11 protein-coding genes and 1 riboswitch are annotated in these 15218 nt (G+C 56.3%); of the genes, 6 read left to right on the forward strand and 5 right to left on the reverse strand.

The window, feature by feature from the left end; all coding sequences use genetic code 11:
• Positions 1–59 precede the first annotated feature (59 nt).
• From AC1DCP_RS22430 to AC1DCP_RS22440, 3 genes are all read right to left on the reverse strand, one after another.
• Positions 60–2534 carry a TonB-dependent siderophore receptor gene (locus tag AC1DCP_RS22430; protein ID WP_236736203.1) on the reverse strand — a complete coding sequence of 825 codons (2475 nt, stop codon included), beginning with the start codon at positions 2532–2534 and terminating at the stop codon, positions 60–62.
• A 101-nt stretch (positions 2535–2635) separates the two neighbouring features.
• On the reverse strand, positions 2636–3577 hold the full coding sequence (locus AC1DCP_RS22435) for a FecR family protein (protein WP_476774643.1): 942 nt from the start codon (positions 3575–3577) through the stop codon (positions 2636–2638).
• Between the two features lie 32 nt (positions 3578–3609).
• Positions 3610–4122 carry an RNA polymerase sigma factor gene (locus tag AC1DCP_RS22440; protein WP_003517117.1) on the reverse strand — a complete coding sequence of 171 codons (513 nt, stop codon included), beginning with the start codon at positions 4120–4122 and terminating at the stop codon, positions 3610–3612.
• A 614-nt stretch (positions 4123–4736) separates the two neighbouring features.
• Here AC1DCP_RS22440 and AC1DCP_RS22445 point away from each other — a divergent pair.
• The 6 genes from AC1DCP_RS22445 to AC1DCP_RS22470 all read left to right on the forward strand — a co-directional run bounded on the left by AC1DCP_RS22445 (position 4737) and on the right by AC1DCP_RS22470 (position 13456).
• Positions 4737–6191 (forward strand): HlyD family secretion protein, encoded by a 1455-nt coding sequence (locus tag AC1DCP_RS22445; RefSeq protein WP_065687613.1) that lies wholly within the window; start codon positions 4737–4739, stop codon positions 6189–6191.
• Positions 6192–6329: 138 nt separating this feature from the next.
• The gene (locus AC1DCP_RS22450; RefSeq protein ID WP_065687614.1) at positions 6330–8297 is read left to right on the forward strand and encodes a glycosyltransferase family 2 protein; all 1968 of its coding nucleotides are present in this window, start codon (positions 6330–6332) and stop codon (positions 8295–8297) included.
• A gap of 92 nt (positions 8298–8389) precedes the next feature.
• Complete coding sequence (locus tag AC1DCP_RS22455; RefSeq protein WP_476774644.1) at positions 8390–9670, forward strand: hypothetical protein; 1281 nt, start codon at positions 8390–8392, stop codon at positions 9668–9670.
• A 221-nt stretch (positions 9671–9891) separates the two neighbouring features.
• Positions 9892–10104: riboswitch (cobalamin riboswitch) on the forward strand.
• A gap of 103 nt (positions 10105–10207) precedes the next feature.
• Positions 10208–11185, forward strand: coding sequence for a DUF1852 domain-containing protein (locus AC1DCP_RS22460; RefSeq protein WP_003517106.1), 978 nt, complete (start codon positions 10208–10210; stop codon positions 11183–11185).
• A gap of 24 nt (positions 11186–11209) precedes the next feature.
• Entirely contained in the window at positions 11210–12238 is a 1029-nt protein-coding gene (locus AC1DCP_RS22465; RefSeq protein ID WP_476774645.1) for a methionine synthase, read from the forward strand.
• Between the two features lie 663 nt (positions 12239–12901).
• Complete coding sequence (locus AC1DCP_RS22470; RefSeq protein ID WP_065687617.1) at positions 12902–13456, forward strand: peroxiredoxin; 555 nt, start codon at positions 12902–12904, stop codon at positions 13454–13456.
• Here the strand turns inward: AC1DCP_RS22470 and AC1DCP_RS22475 are convergent.
• On the reverse strand, positions 13446–14231 hold the full coding sequence (locus AC1DCP_RS22475) for an SDR family oxidoreductase (protein ID WP_065687618.1): 786 nt from the start codon (positions 14229–14231) through the stop codon (positions 13446–13448). The genes AC1DCP_RS22470 and AC1DCP_RS22475 overlap by 11 nt on opposite strands.
• Before the next feature lie 29 nt (positions 14232–14260).
• Positions 14261–15214, reverse strand: a complete 954-nt coding sequence (locus AC1DCP_RS22480) for a sugar-binding transcriptional regulator (protein ID WP_003517093.1) — start codon at positions 15212–15214, stop codon at positions 14261–14263.
• Positions 15215–15218 lie beyond the last annotated feature (4 nt).

The following is a 15218-nucleotide window of genomic DNA, read 5'->3' on the forward strand; positions in this document are numbered from 1 at the left end:
TGAATTGCCGCCGCGTCAGCCTGTAATCACGATTTGGGTAACGAGCGTCAGACACAATCCTACCAGCTATACTTGAGAGTAGCGTAGACGGTGCGACCCTCGCCCCAATAGCATCCCGTCGCAGCAATGCAGGTCGAGACATACTTGCGGTCGAATATGTTGCTGACATTCAGCGACGCCTTCAAACCTTCCAGCTTCGGGTCTGCCTTGCCGAAATCGTAGCGAACGGCAGCATCAAATACGGTGTATGAGGGGATGTCGAATTTGTTGGCATTGTCGCCAAAAGTCTGACCGGTGTAACGGGCGCCACCGCCAAAGCTCAGACCATCCCAGATGGTCGATGTCTGCAGTGTGTAGTCCARCCAAAGCGATGCCTGCTGGCGTGGAACAAAGGCAAAGCGATTGCCCTCGTTGCTGATACCGGCAGCATTTGGATTGGCTCTGGTGATCTCGCTGTCGGTGTATGCATAAGATGCCAAGACAGAGAACGCGTCTGTGATTTCCGCCTTGCCCTCAAGTTCGACACCGCGCATCCTGACTTGGCCCGTCTGCAGACTGTAGTTCGTGAATCCGGGGGTCGTATCTGGCGACAGGACATTGTCCTGTGTGAGGTGATAGGCAGAAAGGGTGACGAAGCTGTTGCTACCGTTGGGCTGGTACTTGACCCCAACCTCGAACTGTTCACCGGTAGTAGGCTCGAAGGCGTTACCCAAACGGTCGGTGCCGCTGGCCGGATTGAAGGAGGTTGAGTAGCCGGCGTATGGCGACAAACCGTTGTCAAAATTATAGACGAGGCCGGCCCTCCAGGTAAACTTGCCGTCTCTCTGATCGACCTGATTGTCAGCGACGCTCGTCCGGGTCCTCGTATCTGTATTTGCCCAGTCGTAGCGGCCACCGAGCGAGAACACGAAATTGTTCCACTCCATCTGATCCTGAGCGTAGAGCCCGATCTGGCTGCGGTCCTGATCGATCCGTGTTGCGATCGGCGGGCGCGTGATCGCCGTTGCGCCGTAGACGGGGTCAAGTCCATTGAAGGGAGTGAAAATTGGGGAAAGCGCGGACTCTTCGTAGCGGCTGCTTTCGTAGGAATAGTCTAGGCCGAACAATGCGGTATGAGCGACGTCCCCCGTTTGGAAATTTCCGATCGCTTGGTTGTCCACGGTGACGGCGCGGGCACTTTCGGGAAACGCCCAGGCATATCGGTAGAAGGCCGTGGGATTGCAGGCTGCCGGGCAATAGGGCTGAACGCGCTGAGTATCTGTTCCGATATAGGAGTAGCGAAGGTTCTGTCTGATGGTCCAGGTGTCATCGACTTCGTGTTCAAACTCGTAACCGACAGATGCCTGGTCGCTCTTGTAGTGGTCGTAACCCGGTTCGCCTGGGAATGCACTGCGGGGCAATTCCGGATACATGCGGGTATAGAGTGTGCCGTTCGCGGGAAGCGCCGGCGCTCCGCCGCCGCCGGGAGAGTCGATGTGCTGATAGCTACCGTAAACCGTCAGTGATGTTCCCTCATCCGCCTTGAAAGTGAATGAAGGCGCAATATATCCCTTCTTCTCGCGCACATAGTCATACTGGGTATCGGTCAACCGGCCGACGCCGACGATGCGGTAGAGGAAGCTGTCATCGTCACCAGCGCCACCGCCGAGATCGAATGCTGTCTGTATACGCTTATCGGTGCCGAACTGCATCTCCACTTCATTGAGAGCAGTTGCGCTCGGCCGTTTTGATACCATGTTGATCAGACCGCCGGGATCGCCCTGGCCATAGAGGACCGATGCTGGACCCTTGAGGACTTCGGCGCGCTCGAGGCTGAACGGTTCGACACGTGGCTGGGCGTAGCCGCGCGATCCAAACGGTAGGCGCAGGCCATCCAGATATCGACTTGGTCGAAATCCACGTATCGTAAACCAGTCATAGCGCGAATCGTCGCCATATTGGCTGATGACGCCTGGCGTATAGCGAAGAGCCTGGGTCAGCGTGGTCGAACCTTGAGCAGCAATCTGGTCTTTCGTTACAACATTGACGGCCTGTGGAGTGTCTTTGAGTGAGGTGCCCGTCTTCGTCGCTGTGGCGCTCTGTGTGGCGACAAACCCCTCTACAGGCCCACGAGCGTTCTCTCCCTGCACGACGATGGGCTCAAGGATTGTCGCGCCAACCGCACTGGCGCTTGACGAGGAGTTTTGCGGGTTGATCAAAAGGACCGTATTTGCGGTCGTAAATCGGAAGGTCAGTCCTGTGCCCGCGAGAAGGCGTCTAAGCGCGCCCTCAGCCGAGAGATTTCCGGCTGTACCGACGCTGCGCAGGTTTGCCGGCAGAGGACCGTCAAAAGCGACATCGATACCGGTCACCGATGAGAAGCGCACCAGCGCAGCCGACAGGGGCTGACCGGAGATCGCAAATTCGTAGCTCTTGGCGGTCTGAGCAACTGCTCCTGTTGACAAGACGACGGTGGTGAAACTGGCGCAGGCGGCCAACAACATTATACGGTACAGTCTCATGCGAAAGCCGCCGGCTTGGTTTTTCTGTGTCACTCGTTTTGCCCCCTGCAAACGGACCAATACCCGAGCATTTTCGGGCTTCTGAACAGGGGACGTTTCAGCTTGGAAAAAACCTCGGTCGATTTTCTGATTTTTTATTGCGGATAGATCAACGTCAGCAAAGGCGAGTAGCTGGCAATACGGATAGGCAGGCCGTGCTCCAGACTTTCCAGTATCCGACCGGCCCTGCGCACGTCCACGATGATGCTGATCGGCCGGCGGGCCAGGGCTCTGTCCATGACAATCATCTTGCCGTAGCGCCATTTTGACAGGGCAGCAACGACATCCTCGAACGGAGCCGAGATGAAAACGAGCCTTCCGCTTCGCCACGAAAGTCTCGTCTTAATATCCGTCTGTGATGGCACCGACAGTTTGTCATTGGCGAAAAGCACGGACTGTCCCTCCTGGACAATCCGCTCTTGGCTCAACGATGAGACCTTTACCGTATGTTCTGCAACCGCAACGACGATACCTTCCTCATGCATCCCAACGGAAAACTGAGTGCCAAGCGCTAAAGCTCTAAGGTCCCTACAATCAACAGAGAACGGTCGAGCAGCGTCCCGCGCGACGGTGAAAAACGCTTCGCCTTGTTGTAAAATGACGTGTCGCTGGCCCGCCGTGAAATTTAACGATATGGCGCTCGCCGTCGACAGTTCGGCAACCGATCCGTCGGGCAAGGAGAAGCGCGCGGTCTCTCCGACGCCCGTCCGGTAATCTGTTTGCTGCCTTAAATATGCGTGCGTCCCAAGCCCGGCGGTGGTCAGGATAGCAAGTGCACCGCCGGATTTGAGGATTTTTCGCCGTCTGACAGATGCAGGGCTTGATACCTCTGGCAGGGCCGAGGCTCCAAGCCACAAACGCTCCAGTTCGGCATAGGCTCTCGCATGGGCCGGGCTTTGTTCGAGCCAAACCCTGAAATTGGCACGGTCGAGTGGTGTCGCGCTGTCATCGAGAAGCAGCGCGAACCATTCGGCTGCACGGCGTGATATCTCTGGATCATTGTCAGGACAGTGCTCCTGAAGGGAAAAATCCTGCATCCGCCGCCTCATTCTTAGCCGCCATGCGACTTTTAGCGCTCGTAGTTGACCTCTGCACGCAACCGCTCAAGCGCCACGACCATGTGACCAAAGACCGTTTTGGGCGATATTCCCAGTCGTTCGCCAATCTCGACATATGTCAGGCCGTCAATACGAGCGAGGATAAAAACCTGCTGGGCGCGTGCAGGCATGTGTTCCAGTGCGGCCTGAACGCGAAGCAGTTCCTGACGGCTGATGGTAGCTGCTTCCGCAGATGGTGCGGGATCACGAATGGATTCAAGGCCTTCGATCCCGTCGACAAAGGGGGCGATCTTGCGGCGGCGTTCGTGATCAAGCGCAAGATTGCGGCCGGTAATCATGAAATAGGCTGCCAGGTCGACAACATCACGTAACAGGCCCGGCCGTTCCCAAAAGCGAAGAAAAGTATCCTGAAGGAGATCTGCAGTTGTCGCCGGGCAATGGACCCGACGGTAGATGACGCGCATCAGACGAGAGCGTACGCCCATAAAGGTCTCGAGGATTTCAGGGTGTTTTGCGCTTTCCATGAAAACGCTGCTACCATTGGCTCGGGATCAAATCAAGATAAGATGAAATTTGCAATCAAGTTTTTACGCCGCCAAGCGCTTGCGTATTGCAGCTGATTTGATCGGCTCGCCATTGATGCTTGTGATGCCCAGCAGCAATCTGCTCTTCGCAGAGCCTTCTCCGTACCCGGCGAAGGCGGAACCGACGCCATGCCGAATGTCACAGCTTGGCGTGTTGCCAGGACCAGATCTTGTTCCGACGCCTTTTTGGCGACCGCGAATGCTGACCTGTGGACGCCGGCCTATCGAAAGTTGGATATGAAAAACCAGACTCGTGCCGCTGCCTTGGACAAGCGGATGCTTCTATAGGTTGCAACCTGGGCGGCCGGGTGAGAGCCCGCATAATAACCAGATGCCATTTAAAAGGCACAGCTGATACGAAACGATTGAAATTTAGCTCTGTAGTTTTTCGTGGACGAGTTTTTGCGATTTCAACGCTGGCAGATGCCTATGATTTAGGCGATATCGAAAAATTTATTAATGCAATCTTAACGATGTTGCGTCGCAAAAAAACTTAGTGAACTATTTTAATACTGCGGGAGGAAAGGCTGTTCAACAAAACAGGAGTTGATATCATGCTGTTCCGCAATAGAGACAAAGAAGTGCGCCAAAGTGCGTCGGTGAAGCTGGCCTCCTATACTGTCCTTGGCGTTGTCGCCACGGTGTTTTCATCTTCTGTGTTTCCGCCGGTCTTCACATCCCAGACGAACCGCGCCCTCATCAATGCACCAGTCATTCCGCTGACGACACCTATCAGCGGTGTGGTAAAGATATCCGACAAGAACGGTAAGGCTGCTATTGAAAACGACAAGGTCGACAATACCACGCTCATCGGCCTGAAGGTGCAATTGGCAGCACTCGATAATGAACTTCGCCAGAAGAACGGAATTATTGGCGACTATGCCAGCCGCATCGACGATTTGAACAGGGATCTTGCCAGTCAGCAGGCGGCGTTACTGCAAAGAACCGAATCTGACCTACAGGCAGCCAATGCAGCCTTGCAGATGGTGACCTATTCGACCCGAATTGCAAAAGCGGAAGCCACGCGAAAACAGAAGCTGATGGCGAAGGGGATGTATTCTGGAATCGGAGAAGATATAGCGGACACAATACAACTTGAAGATACAAAGCTGCAAGCTGCCAAAGTCGCCGTTGACAAACTCACCAAGGAAATGAACTTCGCGCGCCAAGGCATCTATATCGGCTCCGATTTGCAATCTCTGCAAAATCTTCAGCAGGAAATTCGCACACGGGCCGCAGATCTGCTGCAGATCCGGATGCAGATGACCACCATGCAGACGCGCAAAAGCGAGCTTGAAACGCTGGCATCGGCGGAGAGCGCACGTATTGAAAGGCTGACCCGCGCCGATCTTTCCATTCCACCGGGCACAACGCTCTACAAGCCCGTGGCTGCGACCGGCCGTGAAGTGGTTGCAGGCGACACGCTGGCGGAGGCGCTTGACTGTCGCAACGCTTTCGTCGTGGCGATTTTTTCAGAGCGTCAGGCACAGGCGCTTTCCGTCGGTTCTCGGGTGAAGGTGAGTTCCGATGCCTGGGCGGAAGAATCCGATGGGGTGGTGGAGCGCCTGGTGCCACGTACTACCGAACGTGTCGACCTGGATTATGCCGTGCCCTTTCCACCAACAGAGCGGCGAGAGCTTTACGCCTATATTCGCATGGACGGCAGGGCACAGGAAAAATTGACCGAGAACGGCGCCTGTTCGGTCGGCACGTGGGTGAGTGTGAGCCTGCCGCGCGAGTGGCTCGGCAAAACCCGGAACTATGTGCATGAAGCATCAGCCAGCCTGTTCCAGTTTGCAAAGACCTCCGTCAGCGAATTGCCGGATGTCAGGCAGGCCGCATGGGCACTGATCGAAACGTCGCGTGATACGCTATCCGCACACACTGGTATCGAGTGGCCACAACAGCGGCCGGACGTGCCTGGCCGGGCACATCAGCCCGATATCATCACCCAGCACCCTTTCGGCAATACGGATGCCACCGGAAAGGCACCGCGCACCCAATCCTGACACCCGCATGGATTGGACGGGCCCCTGCGGGAGTGCGATGCAAACCCGCAGGGCGACCCACCACCTGTTTAAGACACTCGAAGCAACCTCATTCACGCGCGGCGTGCCGCGCGCCTGACCAACCATGAGGATAAGTCGATGTATTTCAGCCCTGATGGCGATGTTCAGTCGGTACTCTACGTCAATCTTGTCATCGCCCTTTGCGCGATCCTGTTTACCATACTGGCCGACCCGCGCAGGGTCCTGGACCGGTTGGCCTTCAGTGCGATTATGCTGCTGTCTCTTGGCCTTTACATATTTTGGCGCGCCACCGATACGCTGCCACCCTTCGAGCTTTCTCTGGAGACTGCCTGGAACTACATTTATTTCACCTTCGAGCTGATCTCCGTTCTTTACGCCATCGGCTCGATCCTGATCCTGACGAGGCGGACGGACTGGTCTTTTTTGGCTGATAGAGGGGAAGCCGCGATTGAAAATAATTCGGATGCGCCACTCGTCGACGTCTTTATCTGCACCTACAACGAACCTTTGAATGTCCTTGAGAAGTCGGTTATCGCGGCCCAGGCCATGCAATATCCGCAGCTGCGTGTTTTTGTCTGCGACGACACGCGCAGGCCGGAAGTGAGGGACTATTGCGAGACGGTCGGCGTCAATTATGTGACGCGCCCGGACAATAGACATGCCAAGGCGGGAAATCTGAACAATGCACTTGAACACACCAATGCGCTGCCACAGGTTTCCGATTTCATCATGGTTCTGGATGCGGACTTCGCGCCACAGGCCAACTTCCTTCGTCGCGTAACCGGTCTTTTCGCCGATCCCAAGGTGGCAGTTGTGCAGACACCGCAATTTTACTTTAATTGCGACCCAATCCAACACAACCTCGGCATCCGCAATTCCTTCGTCGATGATCAACGTGTATTCTTTGATGTATTCCAGCCGGCCAAGGACGCGGTCGGTTGCGCTTTCTGCGTCGGGACGAGTTTTGTCGTGCGGCGGGCGGCGGTCAACGAGCTCGGCGGGTTTCCGCATGATGCACTTTCCGAAGATATGCTGCTGACCTACCGCCTGATGGAGCGAGGTTACGTCACACGCTGGCTCAACGAAAAACTCAGTGTCGGTCTATCGGCTGAGGGCCTGCCAGAATATATCACACAACGCACGCGGTGGTGCCTGGGCACCATTCAGATCGGCCTTCTGCGGACGGGACCATTGTGGCGCGGCAAGTTCACGCTGACACAAAGGCTGCATTATCTGCACGGGCTGTTTTGCTGGCTGTCGAAGCCTTTCATCCTCTGCCTGTTGCTGGCACCATCGATCTACTGGCTCACAGGCGTTTCCGCCCTCCAGGCTGACGAGCTGATGTTCATGAAATTTGGACTGTCGTCACTGGCTTTGTTTTGGGCCTACTCCACCTGGATATCGGGAAAACGCACCCTACCGCTGTTCACCGAAGTGACGCATGCGCTGACCGCTGTTCCCATCACCATCACCTTGTTTCAGGCTATGCGCAAACCCTTCGGACGTCCCTTTAAAGTCACGGAGAAAGGAGGTGACCGGTCACAGGTGCGCATTCATGGGCCTACAGCGCTATTTTTCGCAATCGTCACCGTCACCTCCGCGGTTTCAGTTCTGCTCGCCGTTTACGCATGGGACGCCCCTGTAGAATTTTCGGCGCGAGATTGTCTCAACCTCATCTGGTCGGCGGTCGCCATGGTGATTGCCTTCACCAGCCTCATCTGCTGCATTGAGTTACCACGTGTCGACAAGGAAGAGCCGATCGGCGTGGATCTCGAAGGCCGATTGCGGTGCGCAAGCGAGGTGAAGGCGGTACGGATCGTGGCGCTTTCGACCGAAACCGCGACCCTGGCGGATTTCAACCGGTCTTACGCCGAGGCAGAGTCCCTGTACGTGCCCGATGTGGGCTGGCTGCAGATCGATGCAACGAAGGTGTCGCAAACGCCCGGCAAATTCACTCTCACCCCCACTGCCGACCAGCATCGTGCAATCTTGAGGCTGCTTTTCCGCAATGCGCCCGAAAATGTCGCGGAACAGGGCGACCTCTTGAAGTCCATGCAGATGTTACTCGCAAGGGCCTTCAGCTAAGACAATTCGCGCCAAACCCGGGACCGTGCTCGACGTAAACCGCAAGCTAGAGGCGGGCTTGTTTGGAAGAGCGCCTACCAAACGGAAAACTCATGTCTGTCAAATCGATCGTCGCGACAGTTCTCATGACCTGCTTCACAACAGGAGTGGTCGCTGCTGGCGATGGGCGCACCGGTTCCGGATCAGTTCGCGACCGCCTTGCTGTGAGCTTGTGTGCGGGTCTCGTTGGGAAGATGGACAAATCCACCACCCCCTTCATATTTCGGAGCTTTGAGCCTGCACCAGGCGGCAAAGCGCTTGATCCCGCTCTTTCAAATGCGGGTTTCACCTATGACAATGCCTTGGCGACGATTGCCCTTTTTTCCTGTGGCAACGACGCCGAAGCAAAAAGGGTTGCCGATGCGCTGCTGCTCGCCGTCAACAACGATCGCTATTACAGCGATGGCCGCCTGCGCAACGCCTACCGTTCCGGCCCCGTTGCGAACGAAAATGATGCGATGCTTTTGCCCGGTTTTTGGAGTGAGGCCAGCAAGACGTGGGTCGAGGATGACTATCAGGTGGGCAGCGCAACGGGCAACCTGGCCTGGGCGGCACTTGCGCTTCTCACTGCCAGTGAACGATTAAGCAATCCGTCCTATGTGCAGGCAGCGACCAAACTCATGCGCTGGATCGATGCGCATACGGCGGGCGTCCGTGATATCGGCTACACAGGTGGCACATTCGGTCATGAGCCTGCACCGACCAAACTCGAGTGGAAATCGACGGAACATAATCTCGATGTATATGCCGTTGCGGGTTGGCTCGCCGAAATTGAGGGAGCGCGCGCCTGGCAGGCGATGCGGGACAAAACACGCAAATTTCTTGATGCGATGTGGAATGAGCAGCAGGGACGGTTTTACGTCGGCAGCCAACCCGGAAGCGACACACCCAACTCGAGCCAGTCCGGAATAGATTCCGAGCTCTGGCCCATTCTCGCCGTGCCGGAGTTTCGGGGCCGCAGTGGGCGTGTTCTGCATTGGGTTGATCGGCATTATGCGGTTGCGGGAGGTTTTGATTTTAACGACGATCGGGATGGTGTGTGGCTGGAAGGTACGGCCCAGGCCGCGCTGGCGTTTCAGCAGGTCGGCGATGCCGACCGGGCCGAGGCGCTGCTTGCCACCATTGCCGCACAAATATCTCCCGATAACCTGATCTACGCGACAGTCGGGGACGAACTGACGACCGGGCTGATGATCGGGCCGACCTCGACATTTGCCGACTTCAAATATTTCAGGTTGCCGCATGTCGGGGCCACTGCCTGGGCAATCCTTGCAGMGAAAGGCTGGAACCCTTTTCTTAGAAAGAGCGGTTGTATTCGTCTTTGTGAGGGATAATCGTCCGTCTCGGCGGCAGCAGAAGGATATTGCTCCAGGCCGTTGCGCCGGAGATTGAAAACTGGGACGCATGACGCTGCTGAAAGCGGCGAAAAGCGTAAAACCGCAACGTTGACTGCCGCGCCGAATGCAAGCTACTCGGTCGGAACCGGCGATGGAAACGCAGACTTAAGGACATAAAGATATCGTTATATGATGTTGACCGATGACGTAGCTTACAATATGGTCGTCACGCCTAAGGTTCCCCAGTCGTTGCACGCAACGTGCCGGGGCTAAGAGGGAAGTCGGTGCTCCGTGTCATGCGGAAAAGCCGACGCTGCCCCCGCAACTGTAAGCGGCGAGCTGAAGTCCAATATGTCACTGGTTTACCCCGGGAAGACGGACGGAAGTGATGATCCGTGAGCCAGGAGACCTGCCTTTGGTGAAATAACGTCCACGGGCGGGGTGTCCCAGTGTGCCGTAGCAAAGGCTGCATTGTCGCGGCCTGTCTTGCTATGCGTCCGCAGACCCATGCCCCCAACTTTATAGGGGCACAACATGTCTCAGACCTGCATTTTTACGATCACGAGCGTACCCTTCGATGAGGACTATCGTCCTTCAGAAAATACGCGCATCACCACCAATTTCGCCAATCTGGCCAGGGGCGAAAAGCGGCAGGAAAACCTGCGCAATGTCATGCGCATGATCGACAGCCGCTTCAACGCCCTCGCGCACTGGGATAATCCCAAATCGGACCGATACTCGGTCGAGTTGGAGATCATTTCGGTCGACATGAGCTTCGATGTCGCAGGTGAAAAATTTCCCCTCATCGAGATACTGAAGACGACGATCATCGATCACAAAACCAGTGAACGTATCGACGGCATTGTGGGGAATAACTTCTCCTCCTATGTGCGAGACTACGACTTCAGCATTGTGCTGCCGGAGCATAACAAGAGCGTTCCTGCCTTCAGCATTCCGGCCGACTTCGGCGACCTCCATGGAAACCTGTTCAAGTCTTTTCTGCGGTCGGATGCCTACCGCTCGTACTTTCGCAAGCCGCCGGTCATTTGCATCAGCGCCTCGACCAGCAAGACCTATTACCGGACCGAAAATCATCACCCCGTGATGGGCGTCGAATACCGGCAGAATGGGTTCTCGTCCACCGACCAGTATTTCGGGAAAATGGGATTGCAGGTTCGCTACTTCATGCCTGCAGGCAGCGTTGCGCCGTTGGCCTTCTACTTTGTTGGGGACTTGCTGGGCGACTACTCCAATATTGAGCTAATCGGCGTCATCAGCACGATGGAAACGTTTCAGAGAATTTATCGCCCCGAAATCTACAATGCGAACGCAGCAGCTGGGACATTTTACCAGCCCAACCTGAAGCACCAGGACTATTCGCTGACCCGGGTCATTTACGATCGCGACGAACGAAATCGCTTGGCGGTGGATCAGGGTAAGTTCACCGAAAAACACTTCATCAAGCCATACCGCGCCGTCCTTGAGCAATTGTTTGCTCACCGCCCCGCTTGAGCATCACTTAGAAGAGGTCCCACCGTGAAGAAACTTCTCCCCACATCGACCGCTGGCAGCCTGCCGAAACCCTCCTGGCTTGCGCAGCCCGAAAAACTGTGGTCGCCCTGGAAGCTGGAGGGCGAGGAATTACTGGAAGGCAAGAGAGATGCCCTGCGCCTTTCACTGGACGATCAGCAACAGGCCGGCATCGACATCGTCAGTGATGGCGAGCAAACACGCCAACATTTCGTCACGACTTTCATCGAGCACCTCGACGGGGTCGATTTTGCAAAACGCGAGACAGTCAGAATTCGCGATCGCTACGATGCGAATGTCCCGACAGTCGTCGGCGCCGTGTCTCGCCAGAAGTCCGTGTTCGTCGAAGACGCCAAGTTTTTGCGCCAGCAGACCAAACAACCCATCAAATGGGCGTTGCCGGGTCCGATGACGATGATCGATACTCTCTTTGACGGCCATTATAAGAGCCGTGAAAAGCTTGCCTGGGAATTTGCCGTGATACTCAACGAGGAAGCAAAGGAATTGGAGGCTGCCGGCGTCGATATCATCCAGTTCGACGAACCTGCCTTCAACGTTTTCTTTGACGATGTGAATGACTGGGGTGTCGCCACTTTGGACAGGGCAATTGAAGGGCTGAAGTGCGAGACCGCCGTCCATATCTGCTACGGTTACGGCATAAAGGCCAATACGGATTGGAAAAAGACACTCGGGTCAGAATGGCGGCAGTATGAGGAAACTCTCCCCAAGCTGCAGAAATCCGGCATCGGTATGATCTCCCTCGAATGCCACAATTCTCATGTCCCCATGGATCTTCTGGACCTTGTTCGAGGTAAGAAAGTGATGGTTGGGGCCATCGATGTGGCAAGCGATACCATCGAAACCCCGGAGGAAGTCGCTGCAACGCTGCGCAAGGCGCTTAAGTTTGTCGACGCAGATAAACTTTGCCCCTGCACCAATTGCGGCATGGCCCCCCTGTCTCGTCGTGTGGCAAGAGAAAAGCTGAATTCCTTGAGCGCAGGAGCTGAGATCGTCCGAAGAGAGCTCACTGTTTAGTTTTTTGATAGTCTGAACCTGCGGATGGCAGCCGTTCGCCGCCACCGCGCCCATCGCGACAAACGCTGGGAGACTTACGAATGGCTATAAGGTCACGGCGCGGATCATCCTGACAGCTTCGACGGATGTCCGCCTCTTGGCGCAAAGCTGCCAAGACCGCCTGTTCTCTAAAAATCGGCCCTGTTTCTGCTGAGTGTCTGCGCCAAACGTCTCGGTTGGAAGACATTTATTCCAACGCCACCGACGTCTTCGTGACTTTCACCAAACAGAACAACTTCCCAGACGCCGAAAATCTCGGGAGCACGACGGCCGCTAAGATCGCCGAAAAAAGTGGGTCTCAGTCAGCAGGACGTATTTGCCGAGAGCAGCAATTGCCTTGTGGAAATGGGGACAGTGGTGGCCACCCGGTAGCAGCGATCCCAAGACAAAGAAGCCGTTGCCCCAGAACATCGCTTCAGCGAAAATTCCAAAACGATACTATCGGCCAGAGACTTGGCAATCAGTGACTTTGTCAAATCGAATGAAGGTGTGGCGTTCGTATTCCATCAAGGCTGAATGCGCGAATCGCTACGGCAGCTTTGCACCTGCGCACTAGACATTGCGGTAGTATGAAAATCGGCTAACTTCGCAACGTCGACAGACAGGAAGAGCAACGAGGTGGCAATGATTGAACCCGGCGGGGATGAGCAATTAGTTACCCCACGTGACGACGGAGCAGCCAGGCATTTACCCGGGATGGAGTTGCCTAGCATTGGTTTGGTTGCGACGGATGGCACGGTAGTCGATCTGCGTGAGCCGGGGTTAACCGTGGTCTATGCTTACCCCCGGACAAGCCCGCCCGGAGGCAAGGCTATTGACGGATGGGACGCAATACCCGGCGCGAGGGGATGTACACCACAGTCCTGTGCCTTCCGTGATCATTTCGCTGAACTGAAGGCATTGGGAGCAACGCGTCTGTTTGGCCTTTCTACGCAGACCACGGAGTATCAGCGAGAGGCAGCAGAGCGGCTTCACCTGCCGTTTCCTCTGATTTCCGATCATTCACTCCTTCTGGTGTCAGCCCTTCGCCTTCCAACTTTCCAGGCTGGAGGCCTGACACTGCTCAAGAGGCTCACGATGATTATCGAAACGGGCGTTATCAAGCATGTCTTTTACCCGGTCCATCCGCCAGAGAAGAACGCAGATGCCGTCATCGATTGGTTGAGTGCTACGACATGATCAGCCCGCCATCGACATTAATTGTCTGGCCGGTGATGTAGGCCGCATCCTCGGAGGCGAGAAACGCCACCAAGGCTGCCACTTCGGCTGGTGTTCCTGCGCGGCGCATAGGAATGTTGCGCACCCATTCGGCCATGAGTTCGCCGGGCTTATAGTCACCGAGCATCTGGCCCCAGACTCGATCGTTATAATCCCACATTTCGGTGTGGATGATGCCGGGGCAAATGGCGTTGACGGTGATGCCTTCGGGCGCCAGTTCCTTGGCCAGACTTTGCGTCAGGCCTACGACGCCGAATTTTGAAGCGGCGTAATGGGGGGTATAGATAAAACCCTGACGGGCCTGGCCGGAGGCGGTGTTAACCAGGCGGCCCTTGGTGCCACTTGCGCGGAAGCGGCGGATCGCCTCCTGGCAGCACAGAAACGCGCCCTTGGTGTTGACATCGAGGTTGAAGTCCCACTGTTCCTGCGTCAGCTCCTCGATCTTCGAAATGGTGATGACGCCGGCGTTCTGGACCGAGATGGAAAGCGGACCGATTGCCTCTTCGGCTGTGCCATAGGCCTCGCGCACCGCCGCCGCATCCCGCACATCGAGGATCACGCCATGGGTGACGGAGCCGGTTTCGTCCGCCAGCTTTTTGGCGGCATCATTGGTGTCCTTGTCGACAGAGGCGATGGCGACTTTCGCGCCTTCCTCGGCAAAACGGCGGGCGATGCCGTAACCGATGCCCTTGTTGCCTCCAGTCACGAATACGGATTGACCTTCAAAGCGCCTCATGTCTCCTCCTTATGGGATAACGGCTATGTTTATGTGCCGACCAGTCGTTCGGCGGTGAATTTGTCGGTGACGAGAACATCGATCACGCCGGTTCTGAGCGCGCCGGCGATCGCCTCGGTCTTTTTCGAGCCGCCGGCGAGTGCAATGACGCGGTCGACATTGGCAAGGTTCTCCAGCGGAAGGCCTATGACCCGGTCATCGAGCGGTGTCTTGACGGGCTTGCCGTCCTTGTCGAAAAACCTGAGCGAAATATCGCCCACGGCGCCCGCCTGTGCGAGATCGGCAAGCTCCTTGGCGGAAAAGATATTGCCCGAGCGGGCAAGAAGCTCCGATGGCTCGACGGCACCGACACCGACGATGGCGAGCGTGATCGAACCGAAAAGATCGATGGTTTCGCGCACGAAGGGATCGGCCAGCATCAAAAGCTTGGCCTCGCGAGAGGTGGCGACGCCGGGGACCGGCAGCAATTTCGGTTCGGCCTCCGTTAACCGCGCCAGCCGGGTGGTGATCTGGGTCGCGTGCGTCTGCACGGAAGGATCGCCCATGCCGCCCAGCGTCTGGACGATGTAACGCGCTTTGGCGCCCTTCAGCGGATGGATGTTTTCCACCATCTTGAAGATCGTCTGGCTCCAGCTGGAAACGCCGATGATCTCGTTTTGCGACAGCGTCACCTCGAGAAAATGCGCGGCAGCCTCGCCGATGCGGGCCATGATCGCGCCGTCGCGATCCTCGCTGCAATCGACGACAATGGCTTCCGGCAGGTCGAAGCGTTCGCGAAGCTGTGCTTCAAGATCGCTATAGGTACCGGGCGGCGGAATGATGCTGGTGCGCACGATACCTTCCGTTTCGGCACGCTTCAGCATGCGCGAGACGGTGGCCTGCGAAAGATTGAGATGTTCGGCAATCTCCGCCTGCCGCCTGTGCTCGCTGAAATACATCTGCGCCACGCGGGATATCATCCGAAGTTCGTTGATCCTGCCCATAAGC

This window comes from Agrobacterium sp. 10T429, from assembly GCF_056393925.1.